The sequence below is a fragment of the Streptomyces sp. NBC_01214 genome, assembly GCF_026340975.1.
Classification (GTDB): Bacteria; Actinomycetota; Actinomycetes; order Streptomycetales; family Streptomycetaceae; genus Streptomyces.
Genome location: NZ_JAPEOS010000001.1, coordinates 1,743,691 through 1,765,774, shown reverse-complemented (window position 1 = coordinate 1,765,774; position 22,084 = coordinate 1,743,691). Strand labels below are relative to the sequence as shown.

The window sequence follows — 22,084 nt, the reverse complement described above, 5'->3', positions numbered from 1 at the left end:
GTACGCGGGTCGGGGGGCGCTGGTCCTTTTGACCGGCCTTTGCGAAATCCGGTGGGGATCACGGGGCCGGTTGGCCCAAGATGGGTTGAACCCCTCGATCTTGCCGACCGGAGCCTGCGCGTGCTCATACGACTTCTGCGGACCCATCTGGGTGCGTACCGGAAACCCATCGTGGTGCTGGTCCTGCTGCAACTGCTGCAGACCAGCGCCAGCCTCTACCTGCCCACACTCAACGCCGACATCATCGACAACGGTGTCGTCAACGGTGACACCGGCTACATCCTGCGCTTCGGCGCACTGATGCTCGGTGTCTCCCTCGTCCAGCTCGTCTGCAACGTCGGAGCCGTCTACTACGGCGCCCGTACGGCCGCGGCCTTCGGCCGGGACCTGCGCGCCGCGATCTTCGACCGCGTGCAGAGCTTCTCGGCGCGGGAGCTGGGCCAGTTCGGCGCCCCGTCGCTGATCACCCGTACGACGAACGACGTCCAGCAGGTCCAGATGCTGGTGCTGATGACCTTCACCCTGATGGTCTCGGCCCCGATCATGTGCGTCGGCGGCATCGCCATGGCGCTCTCGCTCGACGTGCAGCTGTCGGGCGTGCTGCTCGCCGTCGTCCCGGTGCTCGGGATCTCGGTCGGCGCGATCGTCTTCAAGACGCGGCCGCTGTTCCGCCAGATGCAGGTGCGCCTGGACACCGTGAACCGGGTCCTGCGCGAGCAGATCACCGGCAACCGGGTGATCCGCGCCTTCGTCCGCGACGACTACGAGAAGGACCGCTTCCGCGAGGCCAACGCCGACCTGACCGGCGTCTCGCTGTCCGCCGGCAAGCTCCTCGCCTACATGTTCCCCACGGTCATCGTGGTCGTGAACATCTCCAGCGTCGCCGTCATCTGGTTCGGTGCGATGCGCGTCGACAGCGGCGGCATGGAGATCGGGCAGCTGACGGCCTTCCTCGCCTACCTGATGCAGATCGTCATGGCCGTGATGATGGCCACCTTCATGTTCATGATGGTGCCGCGCGCCGAGGTCTGCGGGGAGCGCATCCAGGAGGTCCTGGACACCGAGTCCAGCGTGGTCCCGCCCAAGGACCCGGTGCGCGAACTCGCCCGCCGCGGCCGCCTGGAGCTGCGCGGCGCCGACTTCCGCTACCCGGGCGCCGAGGCCCCGGTCCTGCGCGGCGTGGACCTGGTGGCCCGGCCCGGCGAGACCACGGCGGTCATCGGCTCCACCGGAAGCGGCAAGTCCACACTGCTGGGCCTGGTACCGCGCCTGTTCGACGCGACCGGCGGCGAGGTCCTCGTCGACGGGGAGGACGTCCGCGTGCTCGACCCGGACCTGCTGGCCAAGACGGTCGGCATGGTGCCGCAGAAGCCGTACCTGTTCTCCGGGACCATCGCCTCCAACCTGCGCTACGGGCGCCCGGACGCGAGCGACGAAGAGCTCTGGCAGGCGTTGGAGGTGGCCCAGGCCAAGGAGTTCGTCTCCGCGCTGGAGGGTGGCCTTCAGGCGCCCGTCAGTCAGGGCGGGACCAATGTCTCCGGCGGCCAGCGCCAGCGTCTGGCCATCGCCCGCACGCTCGTGCAGCGCCCGGAGATCTACCTCTTCGACGACTCCTTCTCGGCCCTGGACTACGCGACGGACGCGGCGCTGCGCGCGGCGCTCGCCCGCGAGACGGAGGACGCGACTGTGGTGATCGTCGCCCAGCGGGTCTCCACGATCCGCGACGCCGACCGGATCATCGTTCTGGACGAGGGCCAGGTCGTGGGCGAGGGACGCCACCACGAGCTGATGGCCGGCAACGAGACCTACCGGGAGATCGTGCTCTCCCAGCTGACGGAGGCGGAGGCCGCATGAGCGGGCCCGGAGGACGGATGATGATGGGGCCGGCCCAGCGGTCCATGGACTTCAAGGGTTCGGGCAAGCGGCTGCTGCGCCAGCTCGCGTACGACCGGGCCAAGATCTGGGGCATGGTCGCGGCCGTCGTCGGCAGCGTCGGCTGCGCGGTGGTGGGCCCGAAGATCCTGGGTGAGGCCACCGACCTGGTGTTCGCGGGGATCGTCGGCCGGGAGATGCCGGCCGGGACCACCAAGCAGCAGGCGCTGGACGGGCTGCGCGCCCGGGGCCAGGACGGCATGGCGGACATGCTCGCCGGTACCGACTTCACCCCGGGGCAGGGCATCGACTTCGGTGCCGTCGGGGTCGTCGCGATCTGGGCGCTGGTGGTCTTCACCCTGGCCGGCCTGCTGATGCTGGTCGCGACGCGGCTGTCGAACCACGTCATGAACGGCACCGTCTACCGGATGCGCGAGGAGCTCCAGGCGAAGCTGTCGCGTTTGCCGCTGTCGTACTTCGACCAGCAGAAGCGCGGCGAGGTGCTGAGCCGGGCCACGAACGACATCGACAACATCGGCCAGACGCTCCAGCAGACGATGGGCCAGTTGCTGAATTCGCTGCTGACCATCGTCGGCGTGCTGGTGATGATGTTCTGGATCTCGCCCCTGTTGGCGCTGGTCGCGCTGGTGACCGTACCGCTGTCGGTCTTCGTCGCCGCGAAGATCGGCAAGAAGTCGCAGCCGCAGTTCGTGGCGCAGTGGAAGGCGACCGGCGCGCTCAACGCCCACATCGAGGAGATGTACTCGGGCCACGGCCTGGTCAAGGTCTTCGGCCGGCAGAAGGAGTCCGCGGCCGTCTTCGCCGAGCAGAACGAGGCGCTGTACCGGGCCTCCTTCAAGTCGCAGCTGGTCAGCGGCATCATGCAGCCGGTGATGTTCTTCATCTCGAACATCAACTACGTGCTGATAGCCGTCGTCGGCGGGCTCCGGGTCGCCTCCGGCACCCTGTCGATCGGTGACGTGCAGGCCTTCATCCAGTACTCGCGGCAGTTCTCGATGCCGCTGACGCAGGTCGCCTCGATGGCGAACCTCGTGCAGTCCGGCGTCGCCTCGGCGGAGCGGGTGTACGAGCTGCTGGACGCGCCGGAGCAGGAGCCGGACGCCGTGGTTCCGGAGCGGCCGGAGGAGCTGCGCGGTCAGGTCACCTTCGACAAGGTGGCCTTCCGCTACGAGCCGGACAAGCCGCTGATCGAGAACCTCTCGCTCACGGTCGAGCCGGGCCACACGGTCGCGATCGTCGGCCCGACCGGCGCCGGCAAGACCACGCTGGTCAACCTGCTGATGCGGTTCTACGAGGTCACGGGCGGGGAGATCGCCCTCGACGGGGTGGACATCGCGAAGATGACCCGCGAGGAACTGCGCGACGGCATCGGCATGGTGCTTCAGGACACCTGGCTGTTCGGCGGCACCATCGCGGAGAACATCGCCTACGGTGCTTCGCGCGAGGTCACGCGCGCCAAGATCGAAGGGGCGGCGCGGGCCGCCCACGCGGACCGGTTCATCCGCACCCTGCCGGACGGCTACGACACCGTGCTGGACGACGAGGGCGCGGGCGTCAGCGCGGGCGAGAAGCAGCTGATCACCATCGCCCGGGCGTTCCTGTCGGAGCCGGTGATCCTGGTGCTCGACGAGGCGACGAGCTCGGTGGACACCCGTACCGAGGTACTGATCCAGAAGGCGATGGCGCGCCTCGCGCGCGGCCGTACGTCCTTCGTGATCGCGCACCGGCTCTCCACGATCCGCGACGCGGACGTGATCCTGGTGATGGAGAGCGGATCGATCGTGGAGCAGGGCACGCACGAGGAGCTGCTGGCCTCGGGCGGCGCGTACGCACGGCTGTACGCGGCGCAGTTCGCGCAGGCGGTGGCCGAGGTCGACTAGTGCGCGGCGCAGGGGCACTCGCGTGCGGGACGCGCTCGGGTGCCCCTTTGCCGTCGTTAGCATGACGGCATGGCATCGGACGTGGTGGTACGCCCTGCTCGGGCGGAGGACGAAGGCGAAATACTGGAGCTGCTCCGCTCGGTGTGGTCGCGCGTGAGCGAACCCGGCCCCGAGCGCGCGGCCGACGCGGCCCTCTTCGACGAGCGGCATCCCGTGGAGGGCTTCCTCGTCGCGGAGCGTGGACAGCGGATCGTCGGGTACGTCACCCAGGCCCCGGCGAGCCCCCTCGAAACCAATCGGCACGTCCGTCACATCCAGGGACTGGCGGTCCTCGAATCCGCCCGCGGCAGCGGAGTCGGGCAGGCCCTCATCGAGGCCGCCTGCGCCGCCGCGCGGGCCGGTGGTGCCCGCCGGATGAACCTGCGCGTCCTCGGCCACAACGGGCCGGCGCAGCAGCTCTACCGCCGGTGCGGCTTCGCGGTGGTCGGTGTCCTGCCCGAGGAGTTCCTGCTGGACGGGGCCTATGTCGACGACGTCTGGATGAGCCGGAGCCTGTCCGACCTCCACGAGCCCGCGCGGCCGTAGCCGTAGCCGTAGCCGTAGCCGGGGCCGGGGCAACGGGTGGGGGCGCCTGGCGGGGCGCCCCCTCTTTTCCGTTGGTCCGTCAGTCCAGGTAGCCGCGGAGCTGGTCGGCGAAGGCGTGGTCGCGGAGTTTGTTGAGGGTCTTGGACTCGATCTGGCGGATGCGCTCGCGCGTCACGCCGAAGATCCGTCCGATCTCCTCCAGGGTGCGGGGCCGCCCGTCGGCGAGTCCGTACCGCAGCTGGACGACCTTGCGCTCGCGCTCGCCGAGGGTCGACAGGACGGCTTCCAGGTGCTCGCGCAGCAGGAAGAAGGCGGCCGACTCCACGGGCGAGGCGGCGTCCCCGTCCTCGATGAGGTCGCCGAGCGCGACGTCGTCCTCCTCGCCCACCGGGGCGTGCAGGGAGACCGGTTCCTGGGCGAGGCGGAGCACCTCCAGGACCCGCTCGGGGGTCAACTCCAGGTGGACGGCCACCTCTTCGGCCGTGGGCTCGTACCCGCGCTCCTGGAGCATCCGGCGCTGTACGCGGACGACCCGGTTGATCAGTTCGACGACGTGGACGGGCACCCGGATGGTCCGGGCCTGGTCGGCGAGGGCCCGTGACATCGCCTGCCGTATCCACCAGGTGGCGTAGGTGGAGAACTTGTACCCGCGGGCGTAGTCGAACTTCTCGACGGCGCGGATCAGCCCGAGGTTCCCCTCCTGCACGAGGTCGAGCATGGTGAGTCCGCGGCCCACGTACCGCTTGGCGACGGAGACGACGAGCCGCAGGTTCGACTCGATGAGCCGGCGTTTGGCCATCCGCCCCATGACGACGAGCTTGTCGAGGTCGAGGGCGAGCTGGGAGTCGAGGTCGGGGGTGCTGCCGAGCTTCTCCTCGGCGAACAGGCCGGCTTCGACGCGGCGCGCGAGGTCCACCTCCTCGGCGGCGGTGAGCAGCGGGATCCTGCCTATCTCGCGGAGGTACTGGCGGAACAGGTCGGCGGACGGGCCCGCTCCGCCTCCGCTGTCGCCGCTGCTGCGCCTGCGCGGCACGGGCACCGGCTCGATCAGCTCCAGTACCTCGGGCTCTTCGTCCACGGCCTTGGCCTCCGAGGACTCGCTCACGTTCACGTTCACGGTCAGGGTCCGGGTCTGCACGGGGGCGACCTCCAGGGCTCCGAGGACGGGGGCACCGAACCTCAGTGTGGGGTACGACACATCGCGGCCACGAGGGGCGTGCGAGCACTTTCTGAGTCCGGTGCGTGACCGGATGGTTACCCCCCGGCGGGAACCCCGATGCGGATCGGACGCATGTCCGAGATGATCGACTCCATGGCGGAGTACGAAACCCATGTGACGGTGCGCTGCACGGACGCGGCGGAGCTGGCGCGCCTCGACGCGTGGGCCGGGGCACGGGAGTTGAAGGTCACGCACATCCTGCTGGCCCGCGGCCGGATGGTGTCCCAGCCGATGCTGACCCTGCCGGACCGCACGGGCCACGAGCGGCTGGTGCCGCGGCTGCGGGCGGCCGGCTTCGACCCGGTCCGGGTCAAGGTGGAGACGGTCCCGTGGACCACGGACTCCCCCGGCCCGGGCGGCGGCTACTTCGAGCACCACCTGAAGCTGCTGCTGCCCGTGGACTTCGACCGCGCGGCCCTGGAGGCCCTGGTCGTCCCGCACGGGGCCCACCTGTCCTGGAACGCCCGCCGGGTCCTGGCCGGGGGCGCGCACGAGCGGTTCGTGACCCAGCGGTGGCGCGGTACGGCGGCGCAGGCGGGGGCGGCCTGCGACGCGCTGGTCGCCGCGCTCGGCGCGGCGGGGTACGGGATCCGTTCGCAGGAACGGGAGTTCGTGCTGTACGACAGCGACCTGTCGGTGGACGACGGGTGGATCGGCGAAGGGGTGACGGCATGATCGGAGAGCGGGAGGTCCGGAACCCGGTGCCGCCGACACCGGCCGGACGCCGGTACGAGGGCCGGGTGCCGGCGCTGTGGTCGAAGGCCCCCCAGGAGGAGGCGCGATGAGCTCGTGGCGGCAGTTCGGCATCGACAGCACGCACGTGCCGAGTGAGCCCCTGGACGAGGAGACGCGTGCGGCCCGGCACCTGCCGCGGACGCTGCGTCCGGTCGTCGGGGACGACGTACGTCAGCGGGCGGTCTTCGACCCGTCGCTGCGGCACAACTTCCAGGGCTACCGGGCCGGTGACCCGGTCTTCGACGCCCCGGAGCGAACCGTCGCCTGGGTGCGGGCGCGGCGGGCGGCGATGGACGCGGTCCTGCTGGCGGTCTCGGAGTCCGAGTGGGCGGGCTCGCTGGTGCTGCGGGGCAGCGTGCTGCTCGCCGACTGGTTCGGGGACACGGCCCGGGAACCCGGCGACCTGGACTTCGTGGTGGTCCCCGAGACGTGGCGGATGGAGGACGGCCGGACCGGCCGGATGCTGGACGGCATCGCGGCGGCGGCCGACGGGCGGGCCGGGATCAAGGCCTCGGGGGCGGTGTCGGAGGACATCTGGACGTACGACCGGGTGCCGGGGCGGCGCATGGTGCTGCCGTGGTCCGTGCCCGGCCTGCCGGACGGGCAGGTCCAGCTGGACTTCGTCTTCAACGAGCGTCTCCCGGTCCCGCCGGAGCCGGCCGAACTCGCCTGCGGGGCGGTGGTCCTCGCCGCGACTGCGGCGCTGTCGCTGGCCTGGAAGGTGCTGTGGCTCATCAGCGACCGGCACCCGCAGGGCAAGGACCTGTACGACGCGGTCCTGCTCGCCGAACGGCACCGGCTGCCGAACGCCCTGCTCCAGGAGGTGTTCCGGCAGGCGGGCGAGGCCCCGCAGCCGAACCGGGACGTGGAGCTGCTGGACATCGTGCACATCGCCCCCGAGGGCTACGTGGGCGCCGAGTGGGAGCACTTCGAGGCGGAGTACCCGGAGCTGGCCGTCCCGGGGGACGAGGCCTTCCTCGCCCGCCTGGTGGCGGCCCTGGCCCCGACCTTCGCGGAGGGCACCCGAGACCCCTAGGCCGGCTCGACGCGGACCGCGCAGACCTTGAATTCCGGCATGCGGGACGTGGGGTCCAGGGCCGGGTTGGTGAGGGTGTTGGCGCGGCCCTCGCCCGGCCAGTGGAACGGCATGAAGACCGTGTCCGCGCGGATGGTGTCGGTGATGCGGGCCGGGGCGACGGCCCGGCCGCGGCGGGAGGTCACGGCGAGGGGGCTGCCCTCGACCGCGCCGATCCGGGCGGCCAGCCGCGGGTGGAGTTCCACGAAGGGGCCGGGGGCCGCCGCGTTGAGCTCGTCCACCCGGCGGGTCTGGGCTCCGGACTGGTACTGGGCGACGACCCGGCCGGTGGTGAGCAGCAGCGGGTAGTCCGCGTCGGGGACCTCGGCGGCGTCCCGGTGGGAGACGGGGACGAAGCGGGCCCGGCCGTCGTCGGTGGCGAAGCGGTCCAGGAAGAGGCGTTCGGTGCCCGGGGAGCCCTCGGGGTCTGCGGAGCCTTCGGGGTCTGCGGGGTCTGCGGGGCAGGGCCAGAAGACGCCCTGTTCGGCTTCGATCCGGGCGTAGGTGATGCCCGAGTAGTCCGCGGGGCCGCCGGCCGAGGCGCGGCGCAGTTCCTCGAAGACCTCCTCCGGCTCGGTGGGGAAGCCCTTCTCGACGCCCAGGCGGGCGGCGAGTCCGTGCAGGACGTCCAGGTCGCTGCGGACCCCCGGCGGCGGGGTCAGCGCCCGGCGGCGCAGCAGGACGCGGCCCTCCAGGTTGGTGGTGGTGCCGGTCTCCTCCGCCCACTGGGTGACGGGGAGGACCACGTCCGCGAGGGCCGCGGTCTCGGAGAGGACGACGTCGGCGACCGCGAGGAAGTCCAGGGAGCGGATGCGGTCCTCGACGTGGGCGGCGCGCGGGGCGGACACCACCGGGTTCGAGCCCATCAGGAGCAGGGCCTTCACGTCCGTACCGAGGGCGTCGAGGAGTTCGTAGGCGCTGCGGCCCGGGCCGGGGAGGCTGTCGGGGTCGACGCCCCAGACGCCTGCGACGTGGGCGCGGGCCGCCGGGTCGGTGAGCTTGCGGTAGCCCGGGAGCTGGTCGGCCTTCTGCCCGTGCTCGCGGCCGCCCTGGCCGTTGCCCTGCCCGGTGAGGCAGCCGTAGCCGGACAGCGGTCGGCCGGCCCGGCCGGTGGCCAGGCACAGGTTGATCCAGGCGCCGACGGTGTCGGTGCCCTTGGACTGCTGCTCGGGGCCCCGGGCGGTGAGGACCATGGCGGACTCCGGGGCGCAGAACATCGCCACGGCCTCGCGGAGCCTGGGGACCGGGATCCCGGTGATGCGCTCCACCAGCTCCGGCCAGTGGGCCATCGCGGCGGCCCGGGCCTCCTGCCAGCCGGTGGTGCGGGCGGCGATGAACTCCTCGTCGGTCCGGCCTTCGGCGACGATCAGGTGCAGCAGGCCGAGCGCGAGGGCCAGGTCGGTGCCGGGGCGCGGGGCGAGGTGCAGGTCGGCCTGTTCGGCGGTGCGGGTGCGGCGCGGGTCGATGACGATGAGGGTGCCGCCGTTGGCCTTGAGCTCGGTGAGGTAGCGCAGGGCGGGCGGCATGGTCTCCGCCAGGTTCGAGCCGACGAGGATCACGCAGCCGGTGCGCGGGACGTCCGCCAGCGGGAAGGGCAGCCCGCGGTCGAGCCCGAAGGCCCGCTGGTGGGCGGCGGCGGCCGAGGACATGCAGAAGCGGCCGTTGTAGTCGATCTGTGAGGTGCGCAGGGCGACACGGGCGAACTTGCCGAGCGCGTAGGCCTTCTCGTTGGTGAGCCCGCCGCCGCCGAAGACCCCGACGGCGTCGGGGCCGTGCGCGCGGCCGGTGCGGGCGAGGCCCTCGGCGACGGCGTCGAGGGCCTCCTCCCAGGTGGCCGGCTCCAGCCGCCCGGCGTGGGTGCGGACGAGCGGCTCGGTCAGGCGCACCCGGGAGGAGAGCACGGCGGGCGCGGTGCGGCCCTTGCCGCACAGCGCACCCCGGTTGACGGGGAAGTCGGTCCGTTCCTCCACCACCACGGTGGCGCCGCCCGGTTCGGGGCGCAGCCTCATCCCGCACTGCAGGGCGCAGTACGGGCAGTGCGTGTCGGTGGCGGAATCGGAGGTGTGCATGCCCCCAGCGTGCGCCGCCGGTGTTACACGGGCCGCCGCCGCGCGTTACGGCCCGGAGTGCGACGCCTCAGCGCCGCCCACCACCCCCGGTGAGGCAGCGCCCCGCGCCGCGGTGGAAGGGGCGAAGGCCGCGTCGAGGGCCGGCCGGAGCTCGGGCCGGTCGAGGACCTCCACGAACATGATCCGTCCGTGGACGACGTCGAGGATCAGGTAGCCGCGCTCCGGGAAGAGCTGCACGTTGCGGTGGCCCGGGCCGTACGCGGTGCCGGGCGGGCGGGACTCGGTGGAGAAGCTCTGGCAGAAGTCGTCGCCGCAGCCGCAGTCCGCGACGATGCGGAGGTCGCGTGCGCAGACGGCGAGGTCCCGCTCGCCCTCCTCCTCCAGCAGCCGCACGAGCTCGGCCGCCAGGGCGGGGAGGACATCGCGTACGAGGGGTGCGGCGCGTCCCCGGTCGTCCCGCTCCTCCGGCTGCTGCTCCTGCTCTTGCTCCGGTTCTTCCTGTTCCACAGGTCGGACCGTAGCCCGGCGGCCCGCCCGCGGCACCCGAATATGAGGGCCGCCGGAGCGGGGCGCCGGGGGCTACTGGCCCGTCAGGTACTTCACCGTCAGGCCCGCGGTCCAGCCGCCGTCGACGGCGAGTTCGGCGCCCGTCACGTAGCCGGCCGCGTCGGAGAGCAGGAAGGCGATCGCGGCCGCGATCTCCTCGGGGACGCCGACGCGGCCGAGCGGGGCGCCGGGGTAGTTGCCCTCGCCCGCCCGGATGCCGATCGGGGCGGTCATCGGGGTCAGGGTCATGCCGGGGTGGACGGAGTTGACGCGGATCCCCGCCTCGGCGAGTTCCACCGCGCCGATCTTCGACAGGCCGCGCACGCCCCACTTGGAGGCCCCGTACCCGGCGGTGAGTGCGAGGCCGGTCAGGCCGGCGGCGGAGGAGATGTTGACGATGGACCCGCCGCCGTGCGCGCGCAGCAGCGGGATCGCGGTCTTGATGCCGATGAACACGCCGACCAGGTTGATCTCGATGACCTGGCGGAAGTGCTCGACGCTCTCGTGCTCCAGGAACTGGCCGGTGGAGATGCCCGCGTTGTTCACGAGGCCGTCGATGCGGCCGAACTCGGCGACCGCGTGGTCCAGGGCCGCCTGCCAGTCGGCCTCGCTGGTCACGTCGTGCCGCAGGAATCGCGCCGCGCCGCCGAGCTTCGCGGCCGTTTCGGCGCCCTCCGCCTCCAGCACGTCGGTGATCAGCACCCGGCCGCCGCCGTCCACGACGGCCTGCGCGGCCGCGGCGCCCAGGCCCCGGGCTCCACCGGTGATGACGACGACCTTGCCGCTCAGATCCACAACAGTCACGGTTCCACACCCCTGACGCTCTCGTACGGACTGACCGGCATATGACTAATCGGCATATCCGGCGCGGCCGTCAGTCTGCCAGAGCGGCCAGGGCCTGCGACACCCCTTCCTCCTTCGGCCCCAGGAAGCGCGGTGCGGGCTTGAAGGCCGCGTCCAGCGCGGCCTTGCCCGCCGCGAAGACCTCGCGGGCCTCGCCGTAGTACCAGGTGGCGTCGTGCACGTCGGCGACCCCGACGCCGTACGACTCCAGGCCCGCCGCCTGGCACAGGGCGACGGCCCGGCGGATGTGGAAGCCCTGGGTGACCAGCACGGCCCGCTCCACGCCGAAGATCTCCTTGGCCCGCACGCAGGAGTCCCAGGTGTCGAAGCCCGCGTAGTCACTGACGATCCGCCCGTCCGGCACCCCGTGCGCGGTGAGGTACCTGCGCATCGCGTCGGGCTCGTCGTAGTCGTGCCGGCCGTTGTCCCCGGTGACGAGGACGACCTTGACCTTGCCGGTGCGGTACAGCTCGGCGGCGGCGTCGAGCCGGTCGGCCAGGTAGGGCGTGGGCCGGCTCCCCAGCAGGCCCGCACCGAACACCACGGCCACCTCGGCGGCGGGTGCGTCGGCCGTGGTCCGCAGCCGGTCCGCGGCCACCGCGTGCATCCACGCCGAGGGCAGCAGCACCAGTACGCAGCCCGCCATGACGGCCTGCACCGCCCGCCGGCGGGTCCGTACGCTGCGCAGCGCCGCCACCGCCCGGCTCCACTCGACTCTCGGCAGGCGCGGTCGGCGCATCATCCATCCCCTGGTGTCTCGGCTGCTCGTCCGCTGGTCAGGACGCGTACCGGGGCCGCGCGGTTCGCCCGGACCCGACCTCCGGCGGATGCGCAGCCGGCCGGGCCGGCTCCGAACAGCCGCGCCGACCGCCCTGTGAGCACACGGCAAAGACCCGTCATCCCCGCGCAACGCACCGGCAACCTCCGGAGCGGAGGATCGGTTCATGACGGAGCCGGTGCACCCTCCCGAGTTTCCCGCCCTCCCCTTCGACAGCACGGCCGAGCTGCTCGGCCGCATCACCCTCCAGCTGGGCACCCAGCTCAGCGGCCTGCGCCGACCCGGAGTCCGCCCATGCAGCCCACCCTCGTCGCCGTGGCCCACGGCAGTCGTGACCCGCGCGCCCTGCACACCGCCCTCGCCCTCCTCGAACGGGTCCGCGAACTCCGCCCCCGGCTCGAGGTCCGGCTCGGCCACGTCGAGCTGAACGAGCCGCTGCTCGACGACACCCTGGACGGGCTGTCCGGCTCGGCCGTGCTCGTCCCGCTGCTGCTCGGCCGCGGGTACCACGTCAAGCGCGACCTCCCCGCGGCCGCCGCCCGGGCCGGCCACCTGCTCACCCACGTCGCCGCCCCGCTGGGCCCGCACCCGCTGCTCGTCGAGGCCCTGTACGAGCGGCTCCTGGAGACCGGCTGGACCCCGGCCCCCGGTTCGGCCGTCGTGCTGGCCGCCGCCGGTTCCCGCGACCCCGACTCGGCGGCCGACACCCGCCGCACCGCCGCCCTGCTCTCCGAACGCCTCGGCGGCGTCCCGGTGACCCCCGCCTACGCCTCCGCCGCCGCGCCGAGCACGCCCGAGGCGGTCCGGTCCCTCGCCGCCCGCGGTCACCACCGGATCGCCGTGGCCTCGTACTTCGCCGCGCCCGGCCGGTTCGCCACCCAGACCGCCGCGGCGGCGCCCGGCCCCGCCGCCGCCCCACTGGGCGATCACCCGGCGCTGGCCCGGCTGCTGCTGCACCGGTACGACGAGGCCCGCGCACTGCCCGTAGGGGGCATCGACCTGGTGCGGCCGGAACTCGTCTCCGCCTGATCCCGGTTTGTCAGTTGTTCCGGTTACCGTCTCTCCATGGAAGGCACCACGCACGCCCTCACCGACGACCACTGCGGCCGCTACGACGCGGCCGACACCGAACGCTGGGCCGCCGAGCCCGACAAACGGCCCGGCCGGACCGCCTTCCAGCGCGACCGCGCCCGCGTACTGCACTCGGCCGCGCTGCGCCGCCTCGCCGGCAAGACCCAGGTCGTCACCCCCGGCAGCCGCTCCTACGACTGGGACGCGAGCCCCCGCACCCGCCTGACCCACTCGCTGGAGTGCGCCCAGGTCGGGCGGGAGCTCGGCGCCGCGCTCGGCTGTGACCCCGACCTCGTCGAAGCCGCCTGCCTCTCCCACGACATGGGCCACCCGCCCTTCGGCCACAACGGCGAGGAGGCGCTCAACGAGTTCGCCAAGGACTGCGGCGGCTTCGAGGGCAACGCCCAGTCGCTGCGCCTGCTGACCCGTCTGGAGCCCAAGCGGTTCGTGCCCGATCCGGTGAGCGGGGAGCTCGTCAGCGTCGGCCTCAACCTCACCCGGGCCTGCCTGGACGCCGCCACCAAGTACCCGTGGGCCCGCGGGGACCACCCCACCGACCCCGACTCGGTGAAGTTCGGCGCGTACGAGGACGACCTGCCGGTCTTCGCCTGGCTGCGCCGCGGCGCGCCCGCGGACCGCAAGTGCTTCGAGGCCCAGGTCATGGACTGGGCGGACGACGTCGCGTACTCCGTCCACGACTTCGAGGACGGCCTGCACGCCGGCCACCTCGACCCCAACATGCTCTACGCCGAACCCGAGCGGACGGCGATCTGGCAGGTGGCCATCGGCCGGTACGTCCCCGCCGACACCGCGCCCGAGGAGCTGCGGGCCGCCCTCGACCGGCTGATGGAGCAGGAGTGGTGGCCGCACGGGTACGACGGTTCGGCCCTCGCCCAGTCCCGGCTGAAGGACGCGACGAGCCAGCTGATCGGCCGGTTCTGCCTGGCCGCCGAGGGAGCCACCCGTGAGGCGTACGGCTCCGGCCGCCTCACCCGGTACGGTGCCGAACTGGTGGTCCCGCGCGAGGCGCGCAACGAGTGCGCGGTCCTCAAGGCCGTCGCCGACCTGTACGTGATGCAGCGCGACGAGCAGGAGCGGATCCGCGCCGACCAGCGCATCGTCCTGGCCGAACTCGCGGAGGCGCTGAGCGCCCGCGCCCCCGAGGGGCTGGACCCGCAGTTCCGGGCGATCTTCGACGCGGCCCCGGACGACAAGGCCAGGAAGAGGGCGGTCATCGACCAGATCGCGTGCCTCACCGATGCATCCGCCCGTTCCCTTCACGCACGCCTCACCCGGCGCGGCCGACGCGCCGAAAGGTGAGCTGATCGAGCCACTCCCCCTTCACGCGGCAGGCTCGGTGCGGGACGCTCGCATGTGCTCGCATGTGGCGGAGAGGTTATGAGGAGGCATCAGGTGGTCGACGCACACCGGACGTTCGTCATCGTCGGCGCGGGGCTCGCCGGGGCGAAGGCGGCCGAAACGCTGAGGTCCGAGGGGTTCACGGGGCGGGTGATCCTGATCGGCGACGAGCGCGACCACCCCTACGAACGCCCCCCGCTGTCCAAGGGGTATCTGACCGGCAAGGACGACCGGGAGAGCGTCTTCGTCCACGAGCCGTCCTGGTACGCGGCCTCCGACATCGAGCTGCACCTCGGCCAGCCCGCCGTGCACCTCGACCGGGACGCCAAGAAGGTGGTCCTCGGCGACGGCACCGTCCTGTTCTACGACAAGCTGCTGCTGGCCACCGGGGCCGAGCCGCGCCGCCTGGACGTCCCCGGCACCGACCTGGCCGGAGTGCACCACCTGCGGCGCCTCGCGCACGCCGAACGGCTGAAGGGCGTACTGGCCGGACTCGGCCGGGACAACGGGCACCTGCTCATCGCCGGCGCCGGGTGGATCGGGCTGGAGGTGGCCGCCGCGGCCCGCGGCTACGGCGCCGAGGTCACCGTCGTCGAGCCGGAGGCCACGCCGTTGCACGCGGTGCTCGGCCCGGAGATCGGCCGGCTCTTCGCGGACCTGCACGCCGATCACGGGGTGCGGTTCCACTTCGGGGCGCGGCTGACCGAGATCGTGGGCCACGACGGCATGGTGCTGGCCGCCCGGACCGACGACGGGGAGGAGCACCCGGCGCACGCGGTGCTCTCCGCGATCGGGGCCGCCCCGCGGACCGCGCTCGCCGAGACCGCCGGGCTGGCCCTGGTCGACCGGGAGCACGGCGGCGGGATCGCGGTGGACTCCTCCCTGCGCACCTCCGATCCGGACGTCTACGCGGTCGGGGACGTGGCCGCCGCCCACCACCCGGTGCTCGGGACCCGGCTGCGGGTGGAGCACTGGGCCAACGCGTTGAACGGCGGGCCGGCCGCCGCGCGGGCCATGCTGGGCCAGGAGGTCGGCTACGACCGGGTGCCGTACTTCTTCTCGGACCAGTACGACGTGGGCCTGGAGTACTCGGGGTACGCGCCGGCCGGCGGCTACGACCAGGTGCTGATCCGCGGGGACGCGGGCAAGCGGGAGTTCATCGCCTTCTGGCTGTCGGAGGGGCGGGTCCTGGCCGGGATGAACGTGAACGTGTGGGACGTCACCGAACACATCCAGGCCCTGATCAGGTCGAAGACCCCGGTCAACCGCGAGGCGCTGGCGGACCCATCCATTCCGCTTGACTCCCTGGTGCAGGCCGAGGGGGCCTGACCGGATTGCCGGCGCCCGGCCGTAGACTTCACGGGTGGCAGGACGGATCAACGACGACGACGTGAAGGCGGTACGGGACGCGGTCCCGATCGACGCCGTGGTCTCCGAGTACCTCCAGTTGCGCAACGCGGGCGGCGGCAACCTCAAGGGCCTCTGTCCCTTCCACGACGAGAAGTCCCCTTCCTTCCAGGTCAGCCCCAGCAAGGGGCTCTACCACTGCTTCGGCTGCCAGGCGGGCGGGGACACCCTCGACTTCGTCATGAAGATCGACCACCTCTCCTTCTCGGAGGCGGTCGAACGCCTGGCCGGCCTGGCCGGCATCACCCTGCGGTACGAGGAGGGCGGCTACACCGCGGGCACCAGCGGCCGCGGTGACCGCATCCGGCTGGTCGAGGCGCACAAGGCCGCCGCCCAGTTCTACGTGGACCAGCTGGGCAGCCCCGAGGCCGAGATCGGCCGCAAGTTCCTGGCGGAGCGCGGCTTCGACCAGGCCGCGGCCGCGCACTTCAGCGTGGGATACAGCCCGGCCGGGTGGGACCACCTGACCCGCTTCCTGCGCGGCAAGGGCTTCACCGACAAGGAGCTGATCACCTCCGGGCTCGCCCAGGACAGCCGCAGCGGCAAGCCGATCGACCGCTTCCGCGGCCGGCTGATGTGGCCGATCCGCGACATCAGCGGCGAGGTGGTCGGCTTCGGCGCGCGCAAGCTGCGCGACGACGACAACGGCCCGAAGTACCTGAACACCCCCGAGACCGCGATCTACAAGAAGTCCCAGGTGCTGTACGGCATCGACCTGGCGAAGAAGGAGATCGCGAAGACCTCCCGGGCCGTGGTCGTCGAGGGCTACACGGACGTGATGGCCTGCCACATGGCCGGGGTCACCACCGCGATCGCGACCTGTGGCACCGCCTTCGGCGGGGACCACATCAAGATCCTGCGCCGGCTGTTGATGGACAACGCCACCGCCGAGGTGATCTTCACCTTCGACGGCGACGCGGCGGGCCAGAAGGCCGCCCTGCGGGCGTTCGAGGACGACCAGAAGTTCGCCGCGGAGACCTCGATCACCATCGCCCCCGGCGGCATGGACCCCTGCGACCTGCGCCTCGCGCAGGGCGACGCGGCCGTGGCCGGCCTGGTGGAGGCCCGCACGCCGCTGTTCGAGTTCGCGCTGCGACACATCGTCGCCCGGCACAACCTGGAGAACCCGGCGGGCCGGGCGGCCGCCCTGGACGAGGCCGCGCCCGTCGTCGCCCACATCAAGAACATCGCGATCCAGCACGAGTCGGCGGTCCAGCTGGCGGGCATGCTGGGCATCCGCGACGAGCAGTTCGTGGTCAAGCGGGTCGCACAGCTGGCGCGCTGGGCCCGCGAGCGCGGCCAGGGCGACGGACCGCAGGGCGGCCGGCCCGGCGGGAAGCCGCAGCGGGGCCGCCCGTCCTACGAGGACGCCCCCGCGGCCCCCGCCCAGCCGGCCGGGGGCCCCGCGCTGAACCTGCGGAGCCCGGCCCACCGCACCGAGCGCGAGCTGCTGAAGCTCGCCCTCCAGCGGCCCGCCCTGGTCTCCCCGGCCTTCGACGCGTACGGGATGGACGAGTTCACCGCCCCGCCCTACGCGGCCGTGCGCCAGGCGATCCTGGACGCGGGCGGCGCCTCGCTCGGCACGGAGGACTACCTGGCCCGCGTCCGCGGGGCCGCCCCGAACGACACCGTGCGCGCGCTCGTCACGGAGCTGGCGGTCGAGGCCATCCACGCGAAGACGGTGGACGAGATGTACGCGGGGGTCCAGCTGGTCCAGGTGCGGCTGCGCGCCGTCGACCGCCGGGTCCACGAGATCCAGGGCACGCTGTCGCGGCTGGGCCCGCAGGCCCCGCCGGAACAACTGGCGGCCGTCCAGGAGGAGCTGTGGGTGCTCCAGCAGTACGGCCAGCGGTTGCGCAACCGCGGCGCCGAGGGCCTGTAGGCCGCGGTTCAGCGACGCTTGAACCAGTCGCCGCCGGGGATCTCGGTGCCCGATTCCCGCAGGTCGCGGGCGATCAGCGGGGCCGCCAGGTAGACCCAGGCGCGGACCGTGGTGCCGTCGGGGCGTAGGGCCGGGCGGGCGATCCGGTCGTAGACGTTCCCCGGGCGGCCCGGGCCCCCGTACTCCTCCAGCTGGTCCAGCGCGGCCAGCAGCTTCCCGTAGGCGCCCGGCACCGCCGTGATCAGCTCGCCGACGACCGCCGTGCCGGGATGGTGGACCGCGTACGGATATCCGGGACCGTCGTAGAGCGCCGCGTCCGGGAGGACGGCCGGCTCCTCCGAGGCCGTGCGGCCGCGCAGGAAGAGGTCGTGGTTGACCTCGCCCGGGCGCAGGGTCCCGTAGACGAAGAACGGGAGCGGATCGCTCGGGTCCGGTAGCCGTTCGACCGATGTCACGGGGCCCTCCCTCGGCAATGGCGCGGCGGTGCGCGGGCCGGCCGAAGGTCCCGGCCTCCCCGCGCCCCACAACCGTACGCACCGCCGGAGTCACCCGGACGGCGCGGGGTGCACCGATGGCCGCCATACACGTGTTGACCTGCGAGGACGACCCCCGGTCGGGCCACAGGCAGGCACACCTGACGGAACATCAGCAGGCGCACGGCGGGCGGGCCGGGTTTCCTCGGAAGCACGACCCCGTGTCTCCAGGAGAGTCCCATGCGCCGACGTACCGCACACCTGTTGACCGCGACCGCGCTGACCGCCGCCGCGTTCACCGGGCCGGTCGCCGGCGCGGTCGCCGCCGCTGACCTCGGCGTGGTGGGCTTCGCACCCGGGGACTTCGCGCCGCTGGAGGTGTGGCCCAAGTCCGCCGCCCCCGGCGCCACCGTCACCGCGAACACCACGGCCTGCGGCAGTGGCAGCCACGCGGACGGCGATGCGACCACCGTGGGCGGCGGCCGGTTCAAGCTGGTCCCCGGCACCCACAAGGAGGTGGTCGTGGGGCAGTTCCAGATCGCCCGCGGCACCCGTGGCGGCACCTACGCCATCGGCGCGACCTGCGCGAACGGCAAGTTCGCCACCGGCAATCTGATCGTCACCGAGCGCGGCCCGCAGGGCCACGTCAACACCGGGGTGGGCGGTGGCACGACCACCACCACCGACCCCGCCAAGATCGCGGCGGGGGCGGCCGTTCTGGCCGCTGCCGCCGTCGGCGGTACCTGGCTCCTGCGTCGCCGGGCGAGCGGCACGCGGAGCTGACGGACGCCCACCGCGGCTCCGGCCGCGGTCCGACCGGTACCGTCCCCTGTCGCCCGCCCCGCGAGGTCCCCCCGTTCGCGGGGCCGGGCGACGGCCAGTCACCCCGAAACGGAAGCCGAGGGGGTACGCATGGGTGGCGATTTCGGTGGCGCGCGGAACCGTTTCCCCCGCACCCCCACCGCCCGCCACGGTGGACTCGTCGCGCTCGCCGCCTGCGTCGGCATCTGGCTCGTGACCAGCGGTTCGCGCGAGCCCGTCGGACCGCCGCTGCCCTCCCCCGCCGAGTCCCTGACCGCCGCCGGCGTGGTGGGTCCGGGGATCGCCCCGCTCCCCGGTTCCCCGCCGGCCCGGATCCGGATCCCCTCCATCCGGGTCGACGCCCCGCTGACCGGGCTCGGCCTGGATCCGCGCGGCAGCCTCGAAGTGCCGCCGCCGGACCGGCGCGACCTGGCCGGCTGGTACCGCGACGGCACCACCCCGGGCGCCACCGGCACCGCCGTCATCGCCGGGCACGTGGACGACGCCGCCGGGCCGGGGGTCTTCTACCACCTGGGCGCACTGCGCCGCGGGGCCTCCATCGAGATCCCGCGCGCGGACGGCCGTACGGCGGTGTTCACGGTGCACGCGGTCGAGGTCTACGACGCCAAGGCCTTCCCCGACACCCGCGTGTACGGGCCTTCGGCGCGCGCCGAACTGCGGGTGATCACCTGCGGCGGCGGCTTCTCGCCGCGCACGGGCTACCGCGGCAACGTGGTGGTCTTCGCGCACCTCACCGGGACGTACTAGGTCCTGTCAGGGCCTAGCGGCCTCCTGGGCCGTCTAGCCCCACTGCTCGAGGCCGAGCTTGAGCACCAGCGCGCCCACCACCGTCAGCAGCACGCCGCGGACGAAGCCGCTGCCCTTCTTGAGCGCCATACCGGCCCCGATCATGCCGCCGGCCAGGTTGAACACCGCCATGAGCGCGGCCAGCTGCCACAGCACCATGCCCTGGTAGGCGAACATCGCGAGCGCCCCGGCGTTGGTGCAGCAGTTCACGATCTTGGCGGTGGCGGAGGCGGTGACCAGGTCGAGGTGGAGCAGTGCCGTGAGCGCGAGTACCAGGAAGGTGCCGGTGCCGGGCCCGATGAGGCCGTCGTAGAAGCCGATGCCCAGGCCCGCGAGTCCGATGGCGAGCAGCACCCGCTGCCGGCTGACGGGCGCGGTCGAGGGGGCGGTGCCGAAGCCCGGCTTGAAGATCACGACGCCCGCAACGATCACGAGGACCACCATGATCAGCGGGCGGAGGGCGTCCTTGCTGATGCCGCCCGCCAGCGCCGCGCCGCCCATCGAGCCGGCGAGCGCGGCCAGGCCGATGCGGACGGCCAGCTTCACGTTCACCGGGGCCTTGCGGGCGTAGGTCACGGCCGCCCCGGCTGTGCCGACGATGGCCACGGCCTTGTTGGTACCGAGGACGGTGGCGGGGTGGGCGTTCGGCAGACCGAGGAGGAGCGCGGGCAGAAGCAGCAGGCCGCCGCCGCCCACCACCGCATCGATCCAGCCGGCCGCAGCCGCGGCCACGCACAACACGATGATCATGGTCGTTGATATGTCAGGCACGAACCGACCTTATGGAGCTGTCGGTGCAGCGACCATTCAATTCCCTGAAACTTGCGCAAAGGTTGAGCTTTGCCGGGCCGGGACCCGGTCCGGGGCCACCGGAGCGGCCGGGTCCACGGCCGTCGTCAGCACGGTCGCGGCCAACACGCTGACCGCCCCCAGCCCCGCCGCCAGCCGCTGCGCGGGCGGTACGGAGGCCAGCGCGGCCAGTACGGCCCGCACCGGCGAGGGGCGCCGCGGCTTGCGGTGCCGGGCCGCGGCCACGGCCGCCGCGGGAGCCTCGGCGCCGACGGGTACGGAGAGGGCGACGTGCAGCGGGTGACGCATGGGGCGGTGACTCCTCGGGGGAACGCGGGAACGCAGGGATCGCAGGACGCAGGGACGGCAGGGACGCAGGACGCGGTACGCAGGGACGCGAGGATCGCGGGGATCGCGGGCAGTGGCGCGCGGCTCAGAAGCTGAAGCACTCCGAATGGATACGGCCGGCCGGCACCCCGGCCCGCAGCAGCGCGGTCCGGGTCGCCCCGGCCATCCCCGGCGGCCCGCACAGGTACACGTCGTGCTCGGCCAGGTCGGGCACCAGCGCGGCCAGCGCCTGCGGGGCCAGCGGGTCGTAGGCCGCGCCGGACGGCCCGAGCAGGTAGTGCAGACCGGCCCGCCGCTCGGCGGCGATGGACTCCAGCTCGGCCCGCAGCACGAGGTGCTCCTCGGCCCCGGCCCGGTAGAGCAGGGTGATGTCCCCGGGGCCCCCGGGCAGCGTCTCGAACAGGGCCCGCATCGGGGTGATCCCGACCCCGCCCGCGATCAGCAGCACCTTGGGCCGGGTCCGCCGGGCGGCGGTGAGCGCGCCGAACGGCCCGGTGGCCAGCACCCGCGTCCCGGGGCGCAGCCGGCGGATCCGGCGGGAGTGGCCGCCGAGCCCCTTCACGGTGATCCGCAGGGCGTTCCCCCGGACGGGCGCGGACAGCGAGAACGGCAGGGCGGTGTGCCACAGCCGCCGCTGGAGGAACCGCCAGCGCAGGAACTGGCCCGGCTCCGCGCGCAGTTCCGCGAGGTGCTGTCCGTAGACGACGACGGAGACCACCCCGGGGCCCTCGACCCGGACGTCCGCGACCCGCAGCGCGTGCCGCAGGGCCTGCCGTACGGGAACCACGGCGCGGTACCAGAGCAGCAGGACGGCGACCACGGTGTGGGCGAGCGCCCAGAACCAGGCGGCCGCGGCCAGATCGGGCCCGGCGAGCTGGTGCCCGAAGGCCAGGGCGGCGGCGAGGTAGACGAGCAGGTGCACCCCGCGCCAGGTTTCGTGCGGCACCCGGCGGCGTACCGCCCGGGCGGAGGTCACGCCGACCGCGGCCAGGAGGACGGTCCCGGCCGCGGCGGCGGCGAGCGCGGGGTAGCCGAGCAGCTCCGAGGCGGCGGAGACCACGTCGATTCCCTCGTGCACGGCGTACCCGAGCAGGGCGAAGAGCCCGTGCCCGAAGACGAGCAGCAGGACGTACCGGCCGCCGAACGCGTGCCAGCGCGCGAGCCGGTCGGCGCCGACCCCGTGCTCGACGGCGGGTACCCGGGCCATCAGGAACAGCAGCACGAGCACCCCGTACCCGGCGAGCAGACCGGACAGGTGCGCGGCGGTGGCGAACAGCGCGTCGGGCCGGGCCGAGGGCCGCACCTGCGCCGCCCAGAGCAGGGTCACCACCCCCGTACCGCCCAGCATCCCGCCCCTCACCCGCACCACCGCATTCCGCATACGGATCACGCTAAGGGCGCAGGTGGCGGCCCTGATGGTGCTTAAGCCGGCCTTGAGGAAGGCCTCACCGACCCTTAACCCCGGCGCTGAGGTCGGCGTTCCGTCCGGGTAACAGGGGCGATGCCGTGGGGAAACAGCGGCCG

General features: G+C 73.1%; 20 protein-coding genes. 11 read left to right on the top strand and 9 right to left on the bottom strand.

The features are described 5' to 3' along the window. Positions 1 to 120 precede the first annotated feature (120 nt). The 3 genes from OG594_RS08270 (at position 121) to OG594_RS08260 (ending at position 4,358) form a co-directional block, all read left to right on the top strand. On the top strand, positions 121 to 1,854 hold the full coding sequence (locus OG594_RS08270; protein WP_266596698.1) for an ABC transporter ATP-binding protein: 1,734 nt from the start codon (positions 121 to 123) through the stop codon (positions 1,852 to 1,854). Beyond that, the gene (locus OG594_RS08265; RefSeq protein ID WP_266596696.1) at positions 1,851 to 3,773 is read left to right on the top strand and encodes an ABC transporter ATP-binding protein; all 1,923 of its coding nucleotides are present in this window, start codon (positions 1,851 to 1,853) and stop codon (positions 3,771 to 3,773) included. The genes OG594_RS08270 and OG594_RS08265 overlap by 4 nt, the downstream gene beginning before the upstream one ends. Positions 3,774 to 3,842: 69 nt before the next feature. Beyond that, complete coding sequence (locus OG594_RS08260; RefSeq protein ID WP_266596694.1) at positions 3,843 to 4,358, top strand: GNAT family N-acetyltransferase; 516 nt, start codon at positions 3,843 to 3,845, stop codon at positions 4,356 to 4,358. A gap of 79 nt (positions 4,359 to 4,437) precedes the next feature. Here the strand turns inward: OG594_RS08260 and OG594_RS08255 are convergent, their stop codons facing one another. Further along, complete coding sequence (locus tag OG594_RS08255) at positions 4,438 to 5,481, bottom strand: RNA polymerase sigma factor (protein ID WP_266602720.1); 1,044 nt, start codon at positions 5,479 to 5,481, stop codon at positions 4,438 to 4,440. A 168-nt stretch (positions 5,482 to 5,649) separates the two neighbouring features. Here OG594_RS08255 and OG594_RS08250 point away from each other — a divergent pair, with 168 nt between their 5' ends. Together OG594_RS08250 and OG594_RS08245 are read left to right on the top strand one after the other, a co-directional pair. Further along, complete coding sequence (locus OG594_RS08250; RefSeq protein WP_266596692.1) at positions 5,650 to 6,252, top strand: hypothetical protein; 603 nt, start codon at positions 5,650 to 5,652, stop codon at positions 6,250 to 6,252. A gap of 106 nt (positions 6,253 to 6,358) precedes the next feature. Continuing rightward, a complete protein-coding gene (locus OG594_RS08245; protein ID WP_266596690.1) occupies positions 6,359 to 7,348 on the top strand; it encodes a nucleotidyl transferase AbiEii/AbiGii toxin family protein in 990 nt (329 codons plus the stop codon). On the opposite strand, the gene OG594_RS08240 is transcribed toward OG594_RS08245, so the two are convergent. The 4 genes from OG594_RS08240 to OG594_RS08225 all read right to left on the bottom strand — a co-directional run bounded on the left by OG594_RS08240 (position 7,345) and on the right by OG594_RS08225 (position 11,587). Further along, a complete protein-coding gene (locus OG594_RS08240) occupies positions 7,345 to 9,456 on the bottom strand; it encodes a molybdopterin oxidoreductase family protein (RefSeq protein ID WP_266596688.1) in 2,112 nt (703 codons plus the stop codon). The two genes, OG594_RS08245 and OG594_RS08240, sit on opposite strands and share 4 nt — an antisense overlap. Positions 9,457 to 9,501: 45 nt before the next feature. Then, positions 9,502 to 9,963 carry a hypothetical protein gene (locus OG594_RS08235; protein ID WP_266596686.1) on the bottom strand — a complete coding sequence of 154 codons (462 nt, stop codon included), beginning with the start codon at positions 9,961 to 9,963 and terminating at the stop codon, positions 9,502 to 9,504. 72 nt (positions 9,964 to 10,035) lie between these two features. Continuing rightward, a complete protein-coding gene (locus OG594_RS08230) occupies positions 10,036 to 10,806 on the bottom strand; it encodes a glucose 1-dehydrogenase (RefSeq protein WP_266596684.1) in 771 nt (256 codons plus the stop codon). Positions 10,807 to 10,876: 70 nt separating this feature from the next. Then, positions 10,877 to 11,587, bottom strand: coding sequence for a vancomycin high temperature exclusion protein (locus tag OG594_RS08225; protein ID WP_266596682.1), 711 nt, complete (start codon positions 11,585 to 11,587; stop codon positions 10,877 to 10,879). 330 nt (positions 11,588 to 11,917) lie between these two features. Between OG594_RS08225 and OG594_RS08220 the strand changes: the two genes are divergently transcribed. The 4 genes from OG594_RS08220 to dnaG all read left to right on the top strand — a co-directional run bounded on the left by OG594_RS08220 (position 11,918) and on the right by dnaG (position 17,342). Continuing rightward, positions 11,918 to 12,652, top strand: a complete 735-nt coding sequence (locus tag OG594_RS08220; RefSeq protein WP_266596680.1) for a sirohydrochlorin chelatase — start codon at positions 11,918 to 11,920, stop codon at positions 12,650 to 12,652. A 36-nt stretch (positions 12,653 to 12,688) separates the two neighbouring features. After that, positions 12,689 to 14,014: a deoxyguanosinetriphosphate triphosphohydrolase gene (locus tag OG594_RS08215; RefSeq protein WP_266596678.1), complete on the top strand. Its 1,326-nt coding sequence runs from the start codon at positions 12,689 to 12,691 to the stop codon at positions 14,012 to 14,014. Between the two features lie 93 nt (positions 14,015 to 14,107). Then, entirely contained in the window at positions 14,108 to 15,382 is a 1,275-nt protein-coding gene (locus OG594_RS08210; protein ID WP_266596676.1) for an NAD(P)/FAD-dependent oxidoreductase, read from the top strand. Between the two features lie 34 nt (positions 15,383 to 15,416). Continuing rightward, positions 15,417 to 17,342: a DNA primase gene (gene dnaG / locus OG594_RS08205; RefSeq protein ID WP_266596674.1), complete on the top strand. Its 1,926-nt coding sequence runs from the start codon at positions 15,417 to 15,419 to the stop codon at positions 17,340 to 17,342. 8 nt (positions 17,343 to 17,350) lie between these two features. On the opposite strand, the gene OG594_RS08200 is transcribed toward dnaG, so the two are convergent. Then, positions 17,351 to 17,797 carry a gamma-glutamylcyclotransferase family protein gene (locus OG594_RS08200; RefSeq protein WP_266596672.1) on the bottom strand — a complete coding sequence of 149 codons (447 nt, stop codon included), beginning with the start codon at positions 17,795 to 17,797 and terminating at the stop codon, positions 17,351 to 17,353. 258 nt (positions 17,798 to 18,055) lie between these two features. On the opposite strand from OG594_RS08200, the gene OG594_RS08195 reads away from it, so the two are divergent. Further along, a complete protein-coding gene (locus OG594_RS08195; protein WP_266596670.1) occupies positions 18,056 to 18,598 on the top strand; it encodes a hypothetical protein in 543 nt (180 codons plus the stop codon). A gap of 129 nt (positions 18,599 to 18,727) precedes the next feature. Beyond that, the gene (locus tag OG594_RS08190; RefSeq protein WP_030012033.1) at positions 18,728 to 19,384 is read left to right on the top strand and encodes a class F sortase; all 657 of its coding nucleotides are present in this window, start codon (positions 18,728 to 18,730) and stop codon (positions 19,382 to 19,384) included. 33 nt (positions 19,385 to 19,417) lie between these two features. Here OG594_RS08190 and OG594_RS08185 read toward each other — a convergent pair whose 3' ends face one another. The 3 genes from OG594_RS08185 to OG594_RS08175 form a co-directional block, all read right to left on the bottom strand. Continuing rightward, positions 19,418 to 20,194 carry a TSUP family transporter gene (locus tag OG594_RS08185; protein ID WP_266596667.1) on the bottom strand — a complete coding sequence of 259 codons (777 nt, stop codon included), beginning with the start codon at positions 20,192 to 20,194 and terminating at the stop codon, positions 19,418 to 19,420. Between the two features lie 36 nt (positions 20,195 to 20,230). Then, on the bottom strand, positions 20,231 to 20,521 hold the full coding sequence (locus OG594_RS08180) for a hypothetical protein (RefSeq protein WP_266596665.1): 291 nt from the start codon (positions 20,519 to 20,521) through the stop codon (positions 20,231 to 20,233). Positions 20,522 to 20,645: 124 nt separating this feature from the next. Then, entirely contained in the window at positions 20,646 to 21,941 is a 1,296-nt protein-coding gene (locus OG594_RS08175; protein WP_266596663.1) for a ferric reductase-like transmembrane domain-containing protein, read from the bottom strand. Positions 21,942 to 22,084 lie beyond the last annotated feature (143 nt).

Coding starts and splice junctions, on each gene's coding strand:
- OG594_RS08225 (WP_266596682.1), bottom strand. CDS start 11,587: ATGATGCGCCGACCGCGCCTGCCGAGAGTCGAGTGGAGCCGGGCGGTG.
- OG594_RS08245 (WP_266596690.1), top strand. CDS start 6,359: ATGAGCTCGTGGCGGCAGTTCGGCATCGACAGCACGCACGTGCCGAGT.
- OG594_RS08190 (WP_030012033.1), top strand. CDS start 18,728: ATGGGTGGCGATTTCGGTGGCGCGCGGAACCGTTTCCCCCGCACCCCC.
- OG594_RS08175 (WP_266596663.1), bottom strand. CDS start 21,941: ATGCGGAATGCGGTGGTGCGGGTGAGGGGCGGGATGCTGGGCGGTACG.
- OG594_RS08215 (WP_266596678.1), top strand. CDS start 12,689: ATGGAAGGCACCACGCACGCCCTCACCGACGACCACTGCGGCCGCTAC.
- OG594_RS08260 (WP_266596694.1), top strand. CDS start 3,843: ATGGCATCGGACGTGGTGGTACGCCCTGCTCGGGCGGAGGACGAAGGC.
- OG594_RS08240 (WP_266596688.1), bottom strand. CDS start 9,456: ATGCACACCTCCGATTCCGCCACCGACACGCACTGCCCGTACTGCGCC.
- OG594_RS08250 (WP_266596692.1), top strand. CDS start 5,650: ATGTCCGAGATGATCGACTCCATGGCGGAGTACGAAACCCATGTGACG.
- OG594_RS08220 (WP_266596680.1), top strand. CDS start 11,918: ATGCAGCCCACCCTCGTCGCCGTGGCCCACGGCAGTCGTGACCCGCGC.
- OG594_RS08180 (WP_266596665.1), bottom strand. CDS start 20,521: ATGCGTCACCCGCTGCACGTCGCCCTCTCCGTACCCGTCGGCGCCGAG.
- OG594_RS08265 (WP_266596696.1), top strand. CDS start 1,851: ATGAGCGGGCCCGGAGGACGGATGATGATGGGGCCGGCCCAGCGGTCC.
- OG594_RS08195 (WP_266596670.1), top strand. CDS start 18,056: ATGCGCCGACGTACCGCACACCTGTTGACCGCGACCGCGCTGACCGCC.